This is a genomic window from Acrocarpospora corrugata (genome assembly GCF_009687845.1).
GTDB classification, from domain to species: Bacteria; Actinomycetota; Actinomycetes; order Streptosporangiales; family Streptosporangiaceae; genus Acrocarpospora; species Acrocarpospora corrugata.
Map to the genome: position 1 here is coordinate 1 of NZ_BLAD01000108.1, position 18,706 is coordinate 18,706.

General features: G+C 70.2%; 20 protein-coding genes and 1 riboswitch. Of the genes, 14 read left to right on the forward strand and 6 right to left on the reverse strand.

What is annotated here, in order from left to right; genetic code table 11:
- Both Acor_RS42630 and Acor_RS38145 read left to right on the forward strand, forming a co-directional pair.
- A partial coding sequence (locus tag Acor_RS42630; protein ID WP_170317296.1) for a hypothetical protein occupies positions 1-223 on the forward strand: 223 nt, incomplete at its 5' end.
- Between the two features lie 95 nt (positions 224-318).
- A complete protein-coding gene (locus tag Acor_RS38145; protein WP_155341640.1) occupies positions 319-1,443 on the forward strand; it encodes a C40 family peptidase in 1,125 nt (374 codons plus the stop codon).
- A 181-nt stretch (positions 1,444-1,624) separates the two neighbouring features.
- Here Acor_RS38145 and Acor_RS38150 read toward each other — a convergent pair whose 3' ends face one another.
- Complete coding sequence (locus tag Acor_RS38150; RefSeq protein WP_170317297.1) at positions 1,625-2,116, reverse strand: inorganic diphosphatase; 492 nt, start codon at positions 2,114-2,116, stop codon at positions 1,625-1,627.
- A gap of 142 nt (positions 2,117-2,258) precedes the next feature.
- Between Acor_RS38150 and dacB the strand changes: the two genes are divergently transcribed.
- The 11 genes from dacB to Acor_RS38205 all read left to right on the forward strand — a co-directional run bounded on the left by dacB (position 2,259) and on the right by Acor_RS38205 (position 11,948).
- Positions 2,259-3,644: a D-alanyl-D-alanine carboxypeptidase/D-alanyl-D-alanine endopeptidase gene (gene dacB, locus Acor_RS38155; RefSeq protein WP_246239707.1), complete on the forward strand. Its 1,386-nt coding sequence runs from the start codon at positions 2,259-2,261 to the stop codon at positions 3,642-3,644.
- Between the two features lie 60 nt (positions 3,645-3,704).
- Complete coding sequence (locus Acor_RS38160) at positions 3,705-4,808, forward strand: zinc-dependent metalloprotease (protein WP_155341642.1); 1,104 nt, start codon at positions 3,705-3,707, stop codon at positions 4,806-4,808.
- Positions 4,809-4,829: 21 nt separating this feature from the next.
- On the forward strand, positions 4,830-5,807 hold the full coding sequence (gene tilS, locus Acor_RS38165) for a tRNA lysidine(34) synthetase TilS (RefSeq protein WP_155341643.1): 978 nt from the start codon (positions 4,830-4,832) through the stop codon (positions 5,805-5,807).
- 11 nt (positions 5,808-5,818) lie between these two features.
- Positions 5,819-6,376, forward strand: a complete 558-nt coding sequence (gene hpt, locus Acor_RS38170; RefSeq protein WP_246239710.1) for a hypoxanthine phosphoribosyltransferase — start codon at positions 5,819-5,821, stop codon at positions 6,374-6,376.
- Between the two features lie 260 nt (positions 6,377-6,636).
- Positions 6,637-8,658 carry an ATP-dependent zinc metalloprotease FtsH gene (ftsH, locus tag Acor_RS38175; protein ID WP_155341644.1) on the forward strand — a complete coding sequence of 674 codons (2,022 nt, stop codon included), beginning with the start codon at positions 6,637-6,639 and terminating at the stop codon, positions 8,656-8,658.
- A gap of 3 nt (positions 8,659-8,661) precedes the next feature.
- Complete coding sequence (folE, locus tag Acor_RS38180; RefSeq protein ID WP_155341645.1) at positions 8,662-9,237, forward strand: GTP cyclohydrolase I FolE; 576 nt, start codon at positions 8,662-8,664, stop codon at positions 9,235-9,237.
- Positions 9,238-9,341: 104 nt separating this feature from the next.
- Positions 9,342-10,217 (forward strand): dihydropteroate synthase, encoded by an 876-nt coding sequence (folP, locus tag Acor_RS38185; RefSeq protein WP_155341646.1) that lies wholly within the window; start codon positions 9,342-9,344, stop codon positions 10,215-10,217.
- Entirely contained in the window at positions 10,214-10,636 is a 423-nt protein-coding gene (locus tag Acor_RS38190; protein ID WP_155341647.1) for a nuclear transport factor 2 family protein, read from the forward strand. The genes folP and Acor_RS38190 overlap by 4 nt, the downstream gene beginning before the upstream one ends.
- On the forward strand, positions 10,629-10,988 hold the full coding sequence (gene folB / locus Acor_RS38195) for a dihydroneopterin aldolase (protein WP_155341648.1): 360 nt from the start codon (positions 10,629-10,631) through the stop codon (positions 10,986-10,988). Before Acor_RS38190 ends, folB begins: the two co-directional genes overlap by 8 nt.
- Positions 10,985-11,485, forward strand: a complete 501-nt coding sequence (gene folK, locus Acor_RS38200) for a 2-amino-4-hydroxy-6-hydroxymethyldihydropteridine diphosphokinase (RefSeq protein WP_155341649.1) — start codon at positions 10,985-10,987, stop codon at positions 11,483-11,485. Before folB ends, folK begins: the two co-directional genes overlap by 4 nt.
- A gap of 10 nt (positions 11,486-11,495) precedes the next feature.
- Positions 11,496-11,948 (forward strand): DUF3180 domain-containing protein, encoded by a 453-nt coding sequence (locus tag Acor_RS38205; protein WP_155341650.1) that lies wholly within the window; start codon positions 11,496-11,498, stop codon positions 11,946-11,948.
- 114 nt (positions 11,949-12,062) lie between these two features.
- Here the strand turns inward: Acor_RS38205 and Acor_RS38210 are convergent, their stop codons facing one another.
- Both Acor_RS38210 and Acor_RS38215 read right to left on the reverse strand, forming a co-directional pair.
- Positions 12,063-13,232: an NADH-quinone oxidoreductase subunit D gene (locus Acor_RS38210; RefSeq protein ID WP_155341651.1), complete on the reverse strand. Its 1,170-nt coding sequence runs from the start codon at positions 13,230-13,232 to the stop codon at positions 12,063-12,065.
- 26 nt (positions 13,233-13,258) lie between these two features.
- Positions 13,259-14,455, reverse strand: a complete 1,197-nt coding sequence (locus Acor_RS38215; protein ID WP_155341652.1) for an aminotransferase class V-fold PLP-dependent enzyme — start codon at positions 14,453-14,455, stop codon at positions 13,259-13,261.
- A gap of 13 nt (positions 14,456-14,468) precedes the next feature.
- A riboswitch (SAM riboswitch) is annotated at positions 14,469-14,584 on the reverse strand.
- Between the two features lie 60 nt (positions 14,585-14,644).
- Here Acor_RS38215 and Acor_RS38220 point away from each other — a divergent pair.
- On the forward strand, positions 14,645-15,838 hold the full coding sequence (locus tag Acor_RS38220; RefSeq protein ID WP_155341653.1) for a cytochrome P450: 1,194 nt from the start codon (positions 14,645-14,647) through the stop codon (positions 15,836-15,838).
- Here the strand turns inward: Acor_RS38220 and Acor_RS38225 are convergent.
- The 3 genes from Acor_RS38225 to Acor_RS38235 are packed head-to-tail and all read right to left on the reverse strand — an operon-like array spanning position 15,835 to position 18,409.
- On the reverse strand, positions 15,835-17,016 hold the full coding sequence (locus Acor_RS38225; RefSeq protein ID WP_246239712.1) for a cation:proton antiporter: 1,182 nt from the start codon (positions 17,014-17,016) through the stop codon (positions 15,835-15,837). The two genes, Acor_RS38220 and Acor_RS38225, sit on opposite strands and share 4 nt — an antisense overlap.
- An 8-nt stretch (positions 17,017-17,024) precedes the next feature.
- Positions 17,025-17,507 carry a cation:proton antiporter regulatory subunit gene (locus Acor_RS38230; RefSeq protein ID WP_155341654.1) on the reverse strand — a complete coding sequence of 161 codons (483 nt, stop codon included), beginning with the start codon at positions 17,505-17,507 and terminating at the stop codon, positions 17,025-17,027.
- 5 nt (positions 17,508-17,512) lie between these two features.
- A complete protein-coding gene (locus Acor_RS38235) occupies positions 17,513-18,409 on the reverse strand; it encodes an SAM-dependent methyltransferase (RefSeq protein ID WP_155341655.1) in 897 nt (298 codons plus the stop codon).
- Between the last annotated feature and the right edge of the window lie 297 nt (positions 18,410-18,706).

An 18,706-nucleotide genomic window follows, 5' to 3' on the forward strand; every position in this document is an offset into this window, starting at 1 on the left:
GGTGGATCCTGAGCTCGCGCGGCTCGCCCAGATTCACGATCGGCACCCCGAGGCCAGGCCCGCGCTCTCGGTGGCCTGGGCGGCCTGCCGTACCGCGACGGACTGGTGTAAGGCCGCCGAGTTGCGGGCCGGTTATGGCGACGACGTTCCCGTTTTCACCTATCCGCGTGGTCCCGTCCCGCCCGCCACGGGTATCCGGCCCTGGATCTCCCGCCTGCTGTGATTACTGTGAGTGAGCAATATGTGTGCACAGGGTGATCAGTGGGAACGGTGTGATCAGAGGGACGGAAGGGGACTGTAATGCCACTCCGCAGGTCGATGTTGATCGCTTTGATCGGCGTTCTCGGCTTCGCCGTGGGCGGTTCGCCGGTCGCCGCCGAGCCCGATAAGTCGGACATCGCGGAGGCCAAGGACGAGGTCGCGAAGCGTTCGCGTGAGCTCAACCGCGCCCAGCTCGACCTGGCCACGGCCGAATCCCGGCTCCAGGAACTCGCCGGCCACGCGGAACGCCTCGTCGAGGCGTACAACGGCGAACTGGTCCGGCTGCGCGCCGCGAACACCCGCCACGAGGCGCTCACCGCGAACCTTCAGGGCGCGCAGGCGCAGGTCGAGATGGCCAGACGCCAGGTGGCGGCGATGGCGGCCGACACCTACGGCCGGCTGGACGTGAACCAGCCGGTCGTCGCGGTGGTCGGCGAGGGGGCCTCGTTCCTGCGCCGGGCCAGCCTGCTCAGCCAGCTCAGCGACGAGCAGTCGGCGATCATGAAGAAGCTCCATGACGCGCAGCAGGTCCAGGCCATCCTGCAGGCCCAGGCGGCGCACGCGCTGGCGGAACGCCAGGCCTCCGCCGACGAGGCCGAACGCCTGAAGGAGGCCGCGGCCGAGGCGGTCGAAGACCAGCTCGACGAGACCAAGTCGATCAAAGCCGAGAAGAGCGACCTGGTCGAGCAGCTGGACGCCGCCCGCTCCAAGGTCGAGCGCATGAAACGGGCCCGCGAGGCCAAACGCCAGGCGAGCCTCCGGGTGGGCTCGACGTCGGCCCCCAAATGGGCGCGCACCGCGTCGGCCGCCTCAGCCGGAATGGGCGGGGTCGCGGCCCAGTGGGCGCTCGGCCAGCTCGGCAAACCCTACGTGTGGGCGGCCGACGGTCCGGGCAGCTTCGACTGCTCCGGCCTGAGCATGCGCGCCTGGGAACGCGCCGGAATAGGCCTGGACCACTGGACCGGCACCCAGTGGACCTCGGGCCCGCACGTCCCCCTGGGCGACCTCCGCCCCGGCGACCTGCTCTTCTTCGGCCGCGTCTCCGGCGACCCCGGCACCATCCACCACGTCGGCATCTTCATCGGCCGAGGCCAGATGGTCCACGCCCCCCAAACGGGAGACGTGGTGCGCATCGCGTCCATCTGGCGCCGCGACCTCGTCGGCGCCACCCGCCCCGCCTGACCTTCGATGTCCGCGGGCCCGCCAATGACATCCCAGAGTCACCTCTCGGATGCCCGCAGGCTAGCCCGCGGAGTCCTGGAGCCGTTCGGGCCCCAGGTTCGCCCGTGAATGTCAGAGCCGTCAGGTTGTGGCCGTCCTCCTCCGAAGGCCACTCCGACGAACCCGAGCGATGGACGATCGGTCAGTGCTTCAGTTCGGTCTGGGCGCGCTTGATGGAGCGTTCGACTTCGAGTTCGGCCTCCACCCGTCCGACCCAGTTCGCGCCTTCGACTGACTTGCCGGGCTCCAGGTCCTTGTACACCTCGAAGAAGTGCTTGATCTCCAGGCGGTCGAACTCGGGGACGTGGTGAATGTCGCGGATGTGCTCCATCCGGGGGTCGGTGGAGGGGACGCAGAGGACCTTGTCGTCGCCGCCCTTCTCGTCGGTCATCCGGAACATGCCGACGGCGCGGCAGCGGATCAGGCAGCCGGGGAAGGTGGGTTCCTGGAGGAGGACGAGGGCGTCGAGGGGGTCGCCGTCCTCGCCGAGGGTGTTCTCGATGAAGCCATAGTCTGCGGGGTATTGGGTGGAGGTGAACAGCATGCGGTCCAGGCGGATGCGCCCGGTCGCGTGGTCCACTTCGTACTTGTTCCGCTGCCCCTTGGGAATCTCAACGAGGACGTCGAATTCCACTGCGGTTCCTCCGCTCAGCACTCCGGGCGGCCCCGGGGTGGCATTAGTGTCTCGTTTAATAAGAAACGCGTGACCTGGGCCATCATGGGTGGCCCAGGGGTCATGGATCCTATTTGGTGGGCGTATATCAGGAAGAGGTCACGTGGTGCGACGCGAGCGCTGGGTGGTGTTGATCACCCTTGCCCTGCTGCAGGTGTTCGCCATCGCCGTGGGCGTCTACGTGATCGCACACGGCACCGAACAGCTGCCAGTCTCGATTGCGGCACCGAAACCGACTCCCACCCCGATCGTCACCGCGGGCCCCGTGCTGGACGCCGCGGCGGACGGACCTCTCCCGGCCAAGGGTACTTTGGCCGGGCTCCTCGGCGATGCCCTGGGTGACTCCTCGATGGGCGGCAAGGTGGCGGGCGCGGTGCTCGACACCAAGACCGGCGAAACCCTGTTCGACTCCGACGCCTCGACCGCGCTCACCCCGGCCTCCACCACCAAGGTCGTCACCGGCACTGCCGCGCTGGCCTCGCTGGGCCCGGACGCCCGGCTGGTGACGAAGGTGATCCGCGCGGGCGGCACCACGATCGCGTTGGTCGGCGGCGGCGACCCGACGCTCGCGGGGCCCAAGGCGGACCCCAAGGAGCGCGTCTATCCGCGCCCGGCGTCGCTGGCCACCCTCGCGCTGCGGACCTCGAAGGCCCTCAAGGAAGCGAAGATCACCTCGGTTTCGCTGCGCTACGACGCCTCCCTGTTCGAAGGTTCGAAGATCGCGCCCGGGTGGAAGCCGACGTACGTGCCGGAGGGAAGCGCGGCCCCGGTCACGGCGCTGGCCATGGACGAGGGCCGGGTCACGCCGGGGAACGACGCCCGCTCCGCGGACCCGCCGCAGGCGACCGCCGCCGCGTTCGCCGAGCTGCTGGAGAAGAACGGCATCAAGGTCAACGACAACATCCGGCCGGGCGTGGTCAGGCCGACCTCCCCAGAACTGGCCAGGGTCGAGTCCGCCCCGCTCTACCAGCTGGTCGAACGCATGCTCACGCTCAGCGACAACGACCTGGCCGAGGCGCTCGCCCGGCAGGTCGCGATCAAGGAGAACCAGCCGCACACCTTCGTCGGCCAGGCCCAGGCCGTGCACCAGGTGCTGGCCAGGCTCGGCGCCGACCAGGGCATCGAGGTGCACGACGGCAGCGGCCTGTCCACCCGCAACCGGATCACCCCGGCCGCGCTGGCCAAACTGATCTCGCTGGCCGCCTCGCCGGCCCACCCGGAGCTGCACACCCTGGTCAGCGGCCTGCCGGTGGCCGGATACACCGGCACCCTCCACGACAGATACGACCAGTCCGACTCGCGGGCCGGGGCCGGATTGGTCCGCGCCAAGACGGGCACGCTCAACGGAGTGAACACGCTGACCGGCCTCGTCTACACCGTCGACGGCCGGCTGCTGAGTTTCGCCTTCATGGCCAACGACGTCGCCAACCCGGCGCAGGCGGTGGCGGCTCTTGACAAGCTCGCCACCATCGTGTCGCGCGCGGCGTAACGGCAGGACATACGGTGGGGGAAATGCGCAACGCAGCTAACGAGGAGCGGTGAGCGACCAATGGCCGCAGTAATCGATTGGGACCTCGCCGTCGCCACCGGGGTGCGTCTGGTCCGCCCGGGGCCGCAGGTCAGCCGGGACGAGGCCAAGCACGCGGTGACCGAACTCCGGCGGCTGTCCCGCGAGGCCGAGGGCCACGTGAAGGAGTTCACCGGCATCGACTCGGCCCCGCCGGAGGAGGCCACGGTAGTCGACCGTCCCGGCTGGATCCGGGCGAACGTGGAGGGCTTCAAGGTCGTCCTGGAGCCGCTGACCGACAAGGTCGGCAGCAACATGCCCGGCATCGTGAGCGCGGTCGGCTCCCGGATCACCGGCGTCGAGGTCGGCGCCGTGCTGGCCTTCCTGGCCTCCCGGGTGCTGGGGCAGTATGAGCTGTTCCTGCCGCCGGACCCGGACGGCAACGCGCCCACCGGCCGGCTGACCCTGGTCGCCCCGAACATCGTGCACGCCGAGCGCGAACTCGGCGTGGACCCGCGCGACTTCCGGCTCTGGGTCTGCCTGCACGAGGAGACCCACCGGGTGCAGTTCACCGGCGTGCCGTGGCTGCGGGAGTATCTCCAGTCCCAGATGACCGAGTTCCTCACCATCGCCGACCTGGACCTCTCCACCCTGCTCAACCGGCTGCGGGACGTGACGGACGCGGTCGCCGACGCTTTCAAGGGCGGCGACGGCAACATCATCGAAGCCATCCAGACGCCCGAGCAGAAGGAGATCCTGGACCGGGTCACCGCCGTGATGACCCTGGTCGAGGGCCACGGCGACTATGTCATGGACGCGGTCGGCCCCTCGGTGGTCCCGTCCGTCGCCGACATCCGGGCCAAGTTCCAGCGCCGTCGCGGCAGCGGCTCCCGGATGGACCAGATCATCCGACGCCTGCTCGGCATCGAACTCAAGATGAAGCAGTATGCGGAGGGTTCCGTCTTCGTGAAGGCGGTCGTCGCCGAGGCCGGCATGGATGGCTTCAACCGGGTCTGGACCTCGCCGAACACCCTGCCCACCCGCCAGGAGATCGCCGACCCCGACGCCTGGATGCGCCGGGTGCTGGGCTCCGGCGCGCTGCCCCCGTCGAACGGCCAGCACCCCAACGGGCACCCGCAGGACTGACCGAGTGGCCAAGATAGCGGTATGGGGCCGCATCCTGCCGTAGCCGACGTGCGCCGGGCCATCCGTGGCTCGCTCGCCGACCTGGAGTCCGGCGCGCTCGTGCTGGTCGCCTGCAGCGGCGGCGCCGACTCGCTGGCGCTCGCCGCCTGCCTGGGCTTCGCCGCGCCCCGGCTCGGGCTGCGCGCCGGGCTGCTCACCGTCGATCACGGCCTGCAGCCCGGCTCGGCGGAGCGCGCCCACCGGCTGGTACGGCTCGCGCCCGGCCTCGGCCTCACCCCCGCCGCACAGCTGACCGTCACGGTCGGCCGGGACGGGGGCCTGGAGGCTGCCGCCAGGCAGGCCCGCTACCAGGCCCTGGACCAGGCCGCCGACGACCTGGGCGCGACCGCCGTCCTGCTCGGCCACACCCTCAACGACCAGGCCGAAACCGTGCTGATGCGGCTGGCCCGAGGCAGCGGCAGCCGGTCGCTGGCGGGCATGCCGGACCGGTTCGGCCGATATCGGCGCCCGCTGCTTGGCCTCAGCCGTACCAGGACAGAGCAGGCCTGCGCCGCGCTGGGCCTGGAGCCGTGGCAGGACCCGCACAACGCCGATCAGGCGTTCACCAGGGCCCGGGTGCGGGCGGATGCCCTGCCGGCCCTGGAGCAGGCGCTGGGGCCGGGCATCGTGGCCGCGCTGGCCAGGACCGCCAGGCTGTGCCGGGACGACGCGGACGCGCTGGACGACTGGGCGGACGCTGCCTACGCGGAGGCACGCGGGCTCGGCGCGGGGCTGGAGGTGGCCGTGCTGGCGCGGCTGCCCGGCGCGGTGCGGCGGCGGGTGATCCAGCGGGCGGCCGTGGCCGCGGGGGCGACCGCGAGCGCGCTGGCGGCCGTGCACATCGAGGAGGTGGAACGCCTGGTCACCGAGTGGCGCGGCCAGCGGGCCGTTGATCTACCCGGCGGGGTCGGGGCGGTGCGGCGGTATGGCACCCTGATATTCGCCAGCAACCTCTCGTAAGGAATCCGCAGGTGGATGCAGCCGACATGGGCAGAGATCTGTCCAACGTCCTCATTTCCGAAGACGAGCTCCAGACCAAGATCAAGGAACTTGCCGGCCAGATCGACGCGGACTACGCCGGGAAGGACCTGCTGATCATCGGGGTCCTCAAAGGCGCCGTGATGATCATGGCAGACCTGGCCAGGGCGCTGCACGTGCCCGTCCAGATGGACTGGATGGCCGTGTCGTCATACGGTGCCGGCACCAAGTCCTCCGGCGTCGTCCGCGTCCTCAAGGACCTGGACACCGACATCGCCGACCGCCACATCCTGGTGGTCGAGGACATCATCGACTCCGGCCTGACCCTGTCGTGGCTGATGAACAACCTCCAGTCGCGTGATCCGGCCTCCGCCGAGATCTGCGCGCTGCTTCGTAAACCGGATGCGGTCAAAGTGCCGATCGATGTGAAATATGTTGGTTTCGATATCCCGAACGAGTTCGTCATCGGATACGGGCTCGACTACGCGGAGCAGTACCGGAACCTGCCGTTCATAGGCACGCTCGCCCCGCATGTCTACGGTGGCGAGTAAGCCCTGAGCGAAGTGTCCCGCCTCACAAGCGTTATTTGCTCCCAGGTCGGGGAACACGGCGATCCCTGACGTACGTTGGAAGGCAATACCGGGCCTGGCCGGGCGGTGACCCTGTGCGGCCAGGTCGGTGTACCTTCTGATAGCGCAGGGACAGCTCTGGGTAGTCAGTTGAAGCGGCTGAAGATGTCGCGACCCCCTTCTCGCGAGGGGGGACAGGCCTTAGTCAGGGAAGGGACGGGCCCGCCAGGGTTCCGCAACGGATGGATCTCAAGCGATTTACACGTGGGCCACTGCTGTGGATCCTGGGCATCGTCGTGCTCCTCTTGCTGGTCGCCACGCTGTTCAATAGTGAAGGCAACTACACGGCGGCTGACACGTCCCAGGCGATGGAGCAGATCCAGGCCGGTAATGTCCAGAACGCAAAGGTCATCGACAAGGAACAGCGAATCGAGCTGACCCTCGTCAACGACGTCAAGGCGGGTAAGGACGCCAAGCTGACCAAGCGCATCCAGGCCCCCTGGGTGACCGGTCAGGGCGTGGAGCTGGTCAACCAGCTTGCCGCGCAGAAGAAGGCGGGCAGTGTCAAGGACGGGTTCACCGTCGACGTGCCGAGGGAGAACTTCCTCGTCAGCCTGCTGGTGAGCTTCCTCCCGATCGTGATCATCGTCCTCATCTTCCTGTTCATCATGAACCAGATGCAGGGCGGCGGCTCCCGGGTGATGAACTTCGGGAAGTCCAAGGCCAAGCTGATCACCAAGGACACCCCCAAGACCACTTTCGCCGACGTGGCGGGCGCGGACGAGGCCATCGAGGAACTCCAGGAGATCAAGGAGTTCTTGCAGGCCCCGGCCAAGTTCCAGGCCATCGGCGCCAAGATCCCCAAGGGCGTGCTGCTCTACGGTCCACCCGGCACCGGCAAGACCCTGCTCGCCAGGGCGGTCGCCGGTGAGGCCGGAGTGCCGTTCTACTCCATCTCGGGTTCCGACTTCGTGGAGATGTTCGTCGGCGTCGGCGCCTCCCGGGTCCGCGACCTGTTCGAGCAGGCCAAGGCGAACGCTCCGGCGATCATCTTCATCGACGAGATCGACGCGGTGGGCCGCCACCGTGGCGCCGGTCTCGGCGGCGGGCACGACGAGCGCGAGCAGACGCTGAACCAGCTGCTGGTCGAGATGGACGGCTTCGACGTCAAGGGCGGCGTGATCCTGATCGCCGCCACCAACCGCCCCGACATCCTGGACCCGGCGCTGCTGCGTCCCGGCCGGTTCGACCGTCAGGTCACCGTGGACCGTCCGGACCTGGAGGGCCGCAAGGGCATCCTCAACGTGCACGGCCGCGGCAAGCCGTTCGCCGAGGGCGTCGACCTGGACATCATCGCCCGGCGCACGCCCGGATTCACCGGTGCCGACCTGGCCAACGTCATCAACGAGGCGGCGCTGCTGACCGCCCGTAACGACCAGAAGCTGATCACGATGGAGATCCTGGAGGAGTCCATCGACCGGGTGATGGCCGGGCCGGAGCGCAAGTCCCGGGTCATGTCCGACCAGGAGAAGAAGATCATCGCGTACCACGAGGGCGGCCACGCCCTGGTGGCCCACGCGCTGCCCAACTCCGACCCGGTTCACAAGATCACGATCCTGTCCCGCGGCCGCGCCCTCGGTTACACGATGACGCTGCCCATGGAGGACAAGTTCCTGGCCACCCGCTCGGAGATGAACGACCAACTGGCCATGTTGCTGGGCGGCAGGACCGCGGAGGAGCTCGTCTTCCACGAGCCCACCACCGGCGCCTCCAACGACATCGAGAAGGCGACCACCATCGCCCGCCGCATGGTCACCGAATACGGGATGAGCGAGAAGCTCGGCGCGCGCAAGTTCGGCTCCGGCAACGCCGAGGTCTTCCTCGGCCGCGAGATGGGCCACGAGCGCGACTACTCCGAGCAGATCGCCTCCACGATCGACGACGAGGTCCGCCGCCTGATCGAGGCGGGCCACGACACGGCCTGGGAGATCCTGGTCGAGTACCGGGACGTGCTGGACAACCTGGTGCTGGAGCTGATGGAGAAGGAGACCCTCTCCCGCGCCCAGGTGCTGGAGATCTTCGCCCCGATCGTGACCAAGGAGAAGCGCCCGTCGTACGCGGGGTACGGCAAGCGTCTCCCCTCCGACCGTCCGCCGGTCATCACCCCCAAGGAACTGGCCAACGGCAGCAACGGCTCCCCCGCCGCGCTGCCGGCCGCGACCATGTCTCAGCAGCCTTCGACTCCGACGAAGGACGAGGCGTAGCAAGTGCCGCTGCGGGTCGACCACCCCCGGATCGAGCGGGCCGTCCGTGAGATCCTCCTCGCCATCGGGGAGGATCCCAACCGAGACGGCCTGCTCGACACCCCGGCCCGGGTGGCCCGAGCTTTCGCGGAGCAGTTCGCGGGGCTCGGCCAGACTCCCGAGGACGTGCTCACCACGGTGTTCGACGCGGGCCACGACGAGATGGTGCTGGTCCGCGACATCGAGGTCTACAGCACCTGTGAACATCACCTGGTCCCTTTCCACGGGGTCGCCCACGTGGGCTACATCCCGAACGAGAAGGGCCAGGTGACCGGCCTGAGCAAGCTGGCCAGGCTGGTCGACGTGTTCGCCCGCCGCCCCCAGGTCCAGGAGCGCATGACCTCCCAGATCGCCGACGCGCTGATGGACGTGCTCCAGCCGCGCGGCACGATCGTCGTGGTGGAGGCCGAGCACATGTGCATGGCCATGCGCGGCGTGCGCAAGCCGGGCGCCAAGACGATCACTTCGGCCGTGCGCGGGATCTTCCGCGACGACGACAAGACGCGCGCCGAGGCGATGTCCCTGATCATCGCCCGCTGACGGCCTTCGGAATCGGGATCGTTATCCGGAGGCCGTACCCGCGCGACTGACGGCGGCGGGGGAGCGCCTAGGCTTGGGGTTCACGACCAGGTGAGGAGCGACACATGACCACGGGGACCGTGCCGGGTCTGCCCGATCCCGGGCGCTGCCTGGTCATGGGCGTGGTCAATGTCACCCCCGATTCCTTCTCCGACGGCGGCCGCTGGTTCGACGTGGACGCCGCCGTCGCGCACGGGCTCGACCTGGTGGCCGAGGGCGCCGACATCGTGGACGTCGGCGGCGAATCCACCCGGCCGGGCGCGGCCAGGGTCCCGCTGGCGGAGGAGCTGCGCCGGATCGAACCGGTGATCAGGGTCCTCAGCCAGGAGGGCGTCCCGGTCAGCGTGGACACCATGCGGGCCGAGGTGGCCGAGATGGCCGTCCAGGCGGGGGCCCGGCTGGTCAACGACGTCAGCGGCGGCCTGGCCGATCCGGTGATGCCGCGGGTGGTGGCCGCGGCGGGCGTGCCGTATGTGGTGATGCACTGGCGCGGGCACAGCCGGGACATGGAGAGCCGGGCCATCTACGCCGACGTGGTCACCGAGGTGGCCGAGGAGCTGCGCAAGCGGATCGACTCGGTGCTGGCCGAGGGCGTCCGGGAAGATCAGCTCATTCTTGACCCCGGCCTGGGGTTCTCCAAACATCCCGAACACAACTGGGAGTTGCTGGCCGGGATGGCACGCCTGCGTGACCTGGGACACCCGTTGATCATCGGGGCGTCCCGCAAGCGGTTCCTCGGACGGCTGCTCGCCGATCGGGACGGTGAACCGAGACCCTTCGACCGGAGCGACGACGCGACCCTGGCGGTCACCGCGCTCGCCGCCCGGGACGGCGCCTGGTGCGTCCGGGTGCATGACGTCAGGCCCAACGCGGACGCGGTGCGGGTCGCCGCGGCGTGGAAGGGCGGCCAGAGATCCGCGACCGGCGAGGGGCGCAGATGAAGGACGTTGAGGATGTCAATCAGGCGTTTTACGCCGCGATTGAGAGCGCCGACCTGGATCGGATGTCCGAGATCTGGGTGGAGGACGCCGGGAACCGGGTGGCGATGTGCGTGCATCCGGGCTGGCCGCTGCTGAGCGGGCGTTCCGAGGTGCTCAGGTCGTGGGCGCTGATCATGGCGAACACGCCGTACATCCAGTTCGTGCTGACCGATGTGAACACCACCGTGCTGGGGGACGTGGCCGTGCTCACCTGCGCGGAGAACATCCTGACCGCGGCCGACTCGGACGACACGGGGTTCGCGGCCGGCCGGGTGGTGGCGACCAACACCTACGTCAGAACGCCGACAGGCTGGCGGCTGTGGCATCACCACGGCTCGCCGGTGCTGCAGACCGACGACGAGGAGGAGAACGATGGATAGCGTGGCCCTGCGGGGGGTCCGGGCGCGCGGGCGGCACGGCTGCCTGCCGGCTGAGCGGGAGCTCGGCCAGGAGTTCGTCGTGGACGCCACCCTCTTTCTGGACACCGCCCCTGCGGCGGCGACCGACGACCTGACCAGGACGGTCGACTACGGCGCGCTGGCGGGGGAGCTGGCCGCGATCGTGTCGGGCGAGCCGGTCAATCTGATCGAGACGCTCGCGGACCGGCTGGCCCAGGCGTGCCTGAAGCATGACGTGGTGGCGGAAGCCGAGATCCGGGTGCACAAGCCGGCCGCGCCGATTCCGGTGCCGTTCGCGGACGTGGTGGTGACCGTGCGGAGGTCCCGCACGTGAGGGTCGTGCTCTCCCTCGGCAGCAACCTGGGCCGCCGGCTGGAGAATCTGCAGGGCGCGGTGGACGCGCTGTTCGACGCCCCGGGCCTGACCTTCGTGGCGGTCTCGCCGGTGTACGAGACCGACCCGGTGGGCGGCCCGGCCCAGGGGGCGTTCCTGAACGCGGTGGTGATCGCCGAGGGCATGCCGGAGCCGCTCTCGATCCTGGAACGGGCGCACAGCATCGAGGACGCTTTCGGCCGGCGGCGGGCCGAACACTGGGGCCCGCGCACTCTGGACGTGGATCTGATCATGGTGGGCGAGCTGACCAGCGACGACCCGGAGCTGACCCTGCCGCATCCGCGCGCGCACGAGCGCGCGTTCGTGCTGGTCCCGTGGGCGCAGGCCGACCGGGGCGCGATCCTGCCCGGCCACGGCCTGGTGGTGGCCCTGCTCGCCGACCTCGACCAGAGCGGGGTACGGCTCCGCGCCGACCTCTCGCTACAGCCCCCCGCGTAGGAGCGCCCCCGTGAAGCCCAGCAATCCCGGCGTCCTGGTCGGCCTGGTAGTCGTCTTCGCCATCCTCACCTGGGGGATGTTGAAGCAGGTCTACCACACGCTGCCGGCGCTGCCGTGGACAGCGATCCCGACCCTGCTCATCCTGGCGATCGGCGAGGGCTACACGGGCGTGCTGACCCGGGCCAGGATCGCCAGGAAGGAGGGCACCCGGCCGGTCGAACCGCTGGCGGTGGCCCGCCTGGCCGCCCTGGCGAAGGCGACCGCCAACGCGGGCGCGGTCTTCGCCGGCATCTTCGGCGGCTTCGTCATCCACACCCTGGCCATGATCGACGTCCCGGACCCCCGCCAGGACGCGTTCATCGCGGGCGGCTCTTTCGTCGCCTGCGTGCTGCTGATCTGCGCGGCCCTGTTCCTGGAATTCGCCTGCCGGGTGCCCGACAAGACCAAGCGGGACGAAGAATAGCTCGGCCGCGCCTGTGTCTGGACTGAGGAACGCAGGTCGCGAAGCGGCCGGAGAGACGAGGGAAGACACAGGCGCGGCCGAGCCGTCGATCCGGAGGATCGACCATAAACACTGCTACTTGTCGATGTCGCCGACTACAAAGAACATCGAGCCCAGGATGGCGACCATGTCGGCGAGCAGGTTGCCGGGCAGCATCTCGCGCAGCACCTGGACGTTGTTGAACGAGGCGCTGCGCAGTTTGAGCCGCCAGGGTGTCTTCTCGCCGCGGGAGACCAGGTAGTAGCCGTTGAGCCCGAGGGGGCTCTCGGTCCACGCGTACGTGTGGCCCTCCGGGGCTTTGAGGATCTTGGGCAGGCGCTGGTTGATCGGGCCGGGGGGCAGCTGGCGGAGGCGTTCCAGGCAGGCGTCGGCCAGGTCCAGGGAGACCTTCAGCTGGTCGTGCAGGACTTCGAAGCGGGCGTGGCAGTCGCCGGCCGAGCGGGTGACGACCTTCACCGGCAGCTCGCCGTAGGCCAGGTAGGGCTCGTCCCGCCGCAGGTCCAGGTCCACGCCGGAGGCGCGGGCGATGGGGCCGCTCACGCCGTACTGCAGGATGGTTTCGCGGTCGAGCACGCCGACGCCGGTGGTGCGGGCCAGGAAGATCTCGTTGCCCATGATCAGGTTCTCGATGTCGGGCAGCCGGCGGCGCACGTCGGCGACGGCCCGGCCGGTGCGCTCCAGCCAGCCGAGCGGCAGGTCCTCCTTGAGGCCGCCGACCCGGTTGAACATGTAGTGCATGCGCCCGCCGGAGATCTCCTCCATCACGGCCTGGATGGTCTCCCGTTCCCGGAACGCGTAGAAGACGGGGGTGATCGCGCCGAGTTCGAGCGGGTAGGAGCCGAGGAACATCAGGTGGTTGAGCACCCGGTTCAGCTCGGCCAGCAGGGTGCGCGCCCAGACCGCCCGGACCGGGACCTCCATGCCGAGCATGCGCTCGACCGCGATGACCACGCCCAGCTCGTTGGCGAACGCGGACAGCCAGTCGTGCCGGTTGGCCAGCACGATGATCTGCCGGTAGTCGCGCACCTCGAACAGCTTCTCGGCGCCCCGGTGCATGTACCCGATGATCGGTTCCGCGGTCGCGATCCGCTCGCCGTCCAGGGCCAGCCGCAGCCGCAGCACGCCGTGCGTGGACGGATGCTGCGGCCCGATGTTGAGCACCATGTCCTCGGTGGCGAGCTCCTTGCCCGGCACGGCCGAGGCCCCCGCGCCGACCCCGACGACGATCTCCTTAGGCTCGCTCACGCTTTCATGCTCCCACGCGCGGTCGATCACGAACAGGCGCGCAGGGCGGCCAGCAGCCGATCGATGTGCTCGTCGGTGCTGCCGATCCCGATGGAGGCGCGGACCGCGCCGCCGGAGTCGTCGCAGCCGCCGTGGCCGACGCCGAGCAGGTGCCGGACGAACGGGTGCGCGCAGAACTTGCCGTCCCGCACCCCGATGCCGTGCTCGGCGGAGAGCGTCTCGGCCACCTCCCTGGCGGTCCTGCCGTCCACGACGAAGGAGACGATCCCGACCCGGGGATGATCGGCCGGCCACAGCGCCAGCTCGTGCACGCCGTCAATGGCGGCGATGCCGGCCCGCAGTCGGCCGAGCAGGCGTTCCTCCTCGTGGATCAGCGCGGGCCAGCCGGTCTCGGTCAGGTGGTCGCAGGCGGCGGCCAGCGCGATCGCGCCCAGCACGTTGGGCGTCCCGGCCTCGTGCCGCGCCTCCGCGTCGGTGCTCCATTCGGCCTCGTCGCCGACCGCGCGCACCGCGCCGCCGCCCTTCAGGTACGGCTCCGCCGCCGCCAGCCAGTCCCGCCGCCCGACCAGCACCCCGGCCCCGAAGGGCGCGTACAGCTTGTGGCCGGAGAAGGCGACGTAGTCGAGATCGAGGGCGGCGATGTTCAGCTGCCGGTGCGGCACCAGCTGGGCGGCGTCCACGGCGATCCTGGCGCCGTGCCGGTGCGCGATGTGGGCCAGCCCGGCGATCGGCCACAGCTCGCCGGTGACGTTGGAGGCCGCGGTGACGACCAGCAGCGCGGGGCCCTCGATCGCGGCCAGCGCCTCGTCGGCGGCCCGGACCGCCTCGCCGGGCAGGGCGGGGGGCGACAGCCGTACGGGGGAGGGCCAGGGCAGCAGGGTGGCGTGGTGCTCGGTGGCGAAGACGACGACCGTGGTGCCCGCCGGCAGGCTCCGGGCGAGCAGGTTCATCGAGTCGGTGGTGTTGCGGGTGAACACCAGCGCGTCGTCCGGGCGGGCACCGGTGAACGCCTTGACGGTGAGCCGGGCCTGCTCGTAGCGGGCGGTGGTGACCTGGGAGGCGTATCCCGCGCCGCGGTGCACGCTGGAGTAGGCGGGGAGCGCCGCCGCGACCGCGTCCCGCACCGACTCCAGGCAGGGCGCGCTGGCGGCGTAGTCGAGGTTGGCGTAGGGGACCAGCGCGCCGTCGCGCACCGGGACGTCAAGAGAGAGCAGGGCGGACATAACGCCTCCAGAGGCCACGCGCTTGCCCGCCGCACCCCGCGACGGACCTGGTCCTCACCCGGGGCACCCCGCCGCGGACGCGAGGGTTGCCGGCCAGCAAGCCGGGGCTGTGCGCTGGCACTCATGACCTAATGCGGAACTATAACCCACCGAGCCGCGCCGGACGACCACCCACCTACCATGTGATTTGTGAGGTTTGATCCCTGGAATCCGGCATTCGTGGCCCATCCCTACGACGCGTACGCCGAGCTGCGCACCAGCAGCCCGGTGAGCTTCTTCGAACCCACCGGGCAGTGGCTGGTCGCCCGGCACGCCGACGTGAACGCCCTGCTCCGGGACCGGCGGCTGGGCCGCTCGTACCTGCACACGGCCACCCACGAGGCGTTCGGCCAGCAGCCCGAGCCGGAGTTCCAGGAGCCGTTCTGGCGGGTGATCCGGGCCGGCATGCTCGACGTCGAACCCCCGGTGCACACCCGGCTGCGCCGCCTGGTCTCCAAGGCGTTCACCCCCCGGATGGTCGAGTCGCTGCGCCCCCGGATCCGGCGGATCGCCCGCGAACTCGCCGACGGCCTGGTCGAACGCGGCGGCGGCGACCTGATCGCCGAGGTGGCCGAGCCGCTCCCGGTGACCGTGATCGCCGAGATGCTCGGCGTGCCCGAGGAGGACCGCCCGCTGCTGCGGCCCTGGTCGGCCGACATCTGCGGCATGTACGAGCTCAGCCCCAGCCTGGAGGTCCAGCACACGGCCGTCCGCGCCGCCCGCGAGTTCGGCGAGTACCTGCGCGAACTCAGCAGGGCCCGCCGGGACGAGCCGGGCGACGACCTGATCAGCGCGCTCGCCCAGGTCGTCGACGCGGGCGACCGGCTCACCGAGGACGAGCTGATCGGCACCTGCGTGCTGCTGCTCAACGCCGGCCACGAGGCCACCGTGAACGTCACCGGCAACGGCTGGTGGTCGCTGTTCCGCAACCCGGCCGAGCTGGCCCGGCTGCGCGAGGACCGGTCGCTGCTGCCGACCGCCGTCGAGGAGCTGATGCGCTGGGACACCCCGCTGCAGATGTTCGAGCGCTGGGTGCTGGAGGACGTCGAGGTCGGCGGCGTGCCCATCCCGCGCGGCGTGGAGGTCGCGCTGCTGTTCGGCTCCGCCAACCGTGACCCGGAGGTGTTCAGGGACCCGGACCTGCTGGACGTCGGCCGGGTGGACAACCCGCACATCTCGTTCGGCGCGGGCATTCACTTCTGCCTGGGCGCGCCGCTGGCCAGGATCGAGCTGATCGAGTCGTTCGGCGCGCTCCTCGACGCGAAACCGGAGCTCGTCGAGGAGCCCGCCTGGAAGCCGGGCTATGTGATCCGCGGCCTCCAGGCGTTGCGGGTGACGGTCTAGGCGCGGTTGGCGATGGCGGTGACGAGCGGCTGGATCGCCCGCGCCGCCAGCGGCCCGAAGGCGGCCAGGATCAGCACGTAGGCGGCGGCCAGCGGGCCCAGATCGGGATGGGCGCCGGCCGCCACCGCCAGCCCGGCGATGACGATGTTGAACTCGCCGCGCGGGATCAGCGCGATCCCGGCCCGGACCCGGCCGGCCCGGCCGATTCCGGCCCGGCGGGCCGCGTACACGCCGGTGAACAGTTTGGTGATCATGCTGACCAGGGCCAGCGCCAGCGCCAGCCCGGCCACCGGCCAGATCTTCGCCGGATCGGTCTGCAATCCGAAGAAGACGAAGAACACGGCGGCGAACAGGTCCCGGATGGGCATCAGCAGGGCCCGCGCCTCGTGCGCCAGCTCGCCGGACAGGGCGATGCCCACCAGGAACGCGCCGACCGCCGCCGACACCTGGAGCTGCTGGGCGATCCCGGCCACCAGCAGCGCCAGGCCGATCACCTTCAGCAGCAGCACCTCGGAGTTGGGGCTGGCCACGAACTTCTCGATCAGGTTGCCGAACCTGAGGGCGATCACCAGCACCACGGTGACCGTGCCCAGCGCGATGGCCACCGTGAGCGAACCGGTCAGCAGCCCGGCCCCGGCCAGCAGCGCGGTCAGAATGGGCAGGTAGAGGGCCATGGTCAGGTCCTCGAAGACCAGCAGCGAGAGCACCACGGGGGTCTCCCGGTTACCGATCCAGCCCAGGTCGGACAGGACCTTGGCGGTGATGCCGGAGGAGGTGGCGTACGTCACGCCGGCCATGGCCACGGCCGCCACCGGGCCCCAGCCGAGCAGCAGCGCGGCGATCGCGCCGGGGGCGGCGTTCAGGATCAGGTCCACCAGGCCGCCGCGGGCGTTGCTCTTGAGGCTGGTGACCAGTTCGTCGGCGTTGTACTCCAGGCCGAGCGTGAGCAGCAGCAGGATGACGCCCAGTTCGGCGCCGACGGCGATGAAGTCCTCGCTGGTGGCCAGGGGCAGCACGCCGCCGTGGCCGAACGCGAGCCCGGCGACCAGGTAGAACGGGATGGGGGAGATGCCGACCCGCAGCGCGAACGCGCCGAGCAGGCCGAGGGCGAGAATGACCCCGCCGAGTTCGAGGAAGAGAATCGCGACCGATTCGGTAGAGGTGATGAGTGCGGGCACGCGGCGGCCTATCCGTCGGTGAGAATGTCGGCGACGGCGGCGGTGTTGTCCTCGTCGCCCACCACGACGACCACGTCCCCGGCCAGGAACTGGAAGTCGGGCGTCGGGCTGGCGTTGACCTGGCCGCTGCGGACCACGGCGACCACCGAGGCGCCCGTCCTGGTCCTGATCCTGGCGTCGCCCAGTGACCGCCCGTCGTAGGGAGAGCCGGGGCTGATCGGGAGCTGCACGCTCATCAGGCCCTCTACTTCGCGATGCAGGTCGTTGAGGCGCTGCACGATCCTCGGCGCGCCGAGCAGCTCGACCAGCGCGTCGGCTTCGTCGTCGTTGAGCTGCACGTTCTCGCACGCGCGGTCAGGATCGGATTTGTCGTAGATGATGAGGTCACGGCGGCCGGTGCGGTGCGAGACGACACCGATCCTTCGGCCGCTGTGGGTGGTGAACTCGTGTTTGAGCCCAATACCTGGCAGCGCAGTCTGTTCGATCTCCACACTGTTTACCGTATCCGGGTGAGCCAGCCGAAGGCGCCCAGCCCTTCCCTGTCAATCAGCTCGGCCGCCCCGGTGGCCGCCGAGAGCGCTCTCAGGTATCCGGCGGGATCCTGTTTCGCCAGGTCGAGCGGTGGCCGCCCGCCGCTCACGCCCAGGCGGCGGAGGGCTTCCCGCTGCGTCGTCAGCTCGCCCCCGCAGGCGTCCAGCGCCACATGCGCGGTGAGGTCACACGACCCGTCCGGCACCGGCGGCACCCACGATCCGTCCCGATACCCGATCAACGTCCCCATCGGCGGCCGGGCCGCCCGCAGATGCGAGTAGTCCACGGCCACCGCCATCCCCGCGGCCAGCCGGTCCACCAGCCCGGCCCACGCCTCGTCCCTGGTCCACCCGATCTCGGCCCGCTCCCCGTCCGGCCACCACCGCTCCAGCCAGTCCCGATCCTTCCGGTCCAGTTCGGCCAGCCGCTCCTCCCCGGTCTCCGGATCGACCAGCACCAGCCGGGGCCCGTCCGGCGTCCACTCGGCGACGTCCACCGGCACGTTGTCCAGCCACTCGTTGGCGAAGATCAACCCCGTCACCCCGGCCGGTACGGCGGCCGCCCACCGAACCCGCTCGTCCAGCCCCTCCGGCCGTGGCGCCACCTCCACCGCCGTCACCCGCAACCGCCCGGCCAGCTCCGGCGGCGCCCCCGCCAGCACCTGCGCGGCCAGCCGGCCGTCACCGGCGCCCATGTCCACGAACTCGACCACCGGCGGCCCGCCGAGCCGCCCGTCCACCTCGGCCAGCAGCCGGGTCACGGCCGCCCCGAACGCGGGCGAGGCGTGCACCGAGGTCCGGAAGTGCCGATGCGGGCGCTCGCGCCGGTAGAAACCGTCCGCCCCGTACAGCGCCTGGCGCATCGCCTCTCGCCATCTGACCCACACAACGGTTGACCATATCGCGACACGCGGAGTGGTTGGCTGGCCACAATCTGTGCATTCTTTGCGGTAGCGTTGCCAACGTCGGCGGCTGTCCCGGCCCGCTCCCCCAGCGGGCGCGGTCCGGCTGTTCACGACGAAGGAGATTCTTGCCGAAGGGGCCGGTCAGTCGGCGGATGACCGGTTCTGGCGGGGGTGCGGGCGCCGGTGATCGAACGGACACCAGGGCCCGCGCCCACTCCCCTTGCCGTGGTTATTCACCCCTCCCCGTTACGCTGG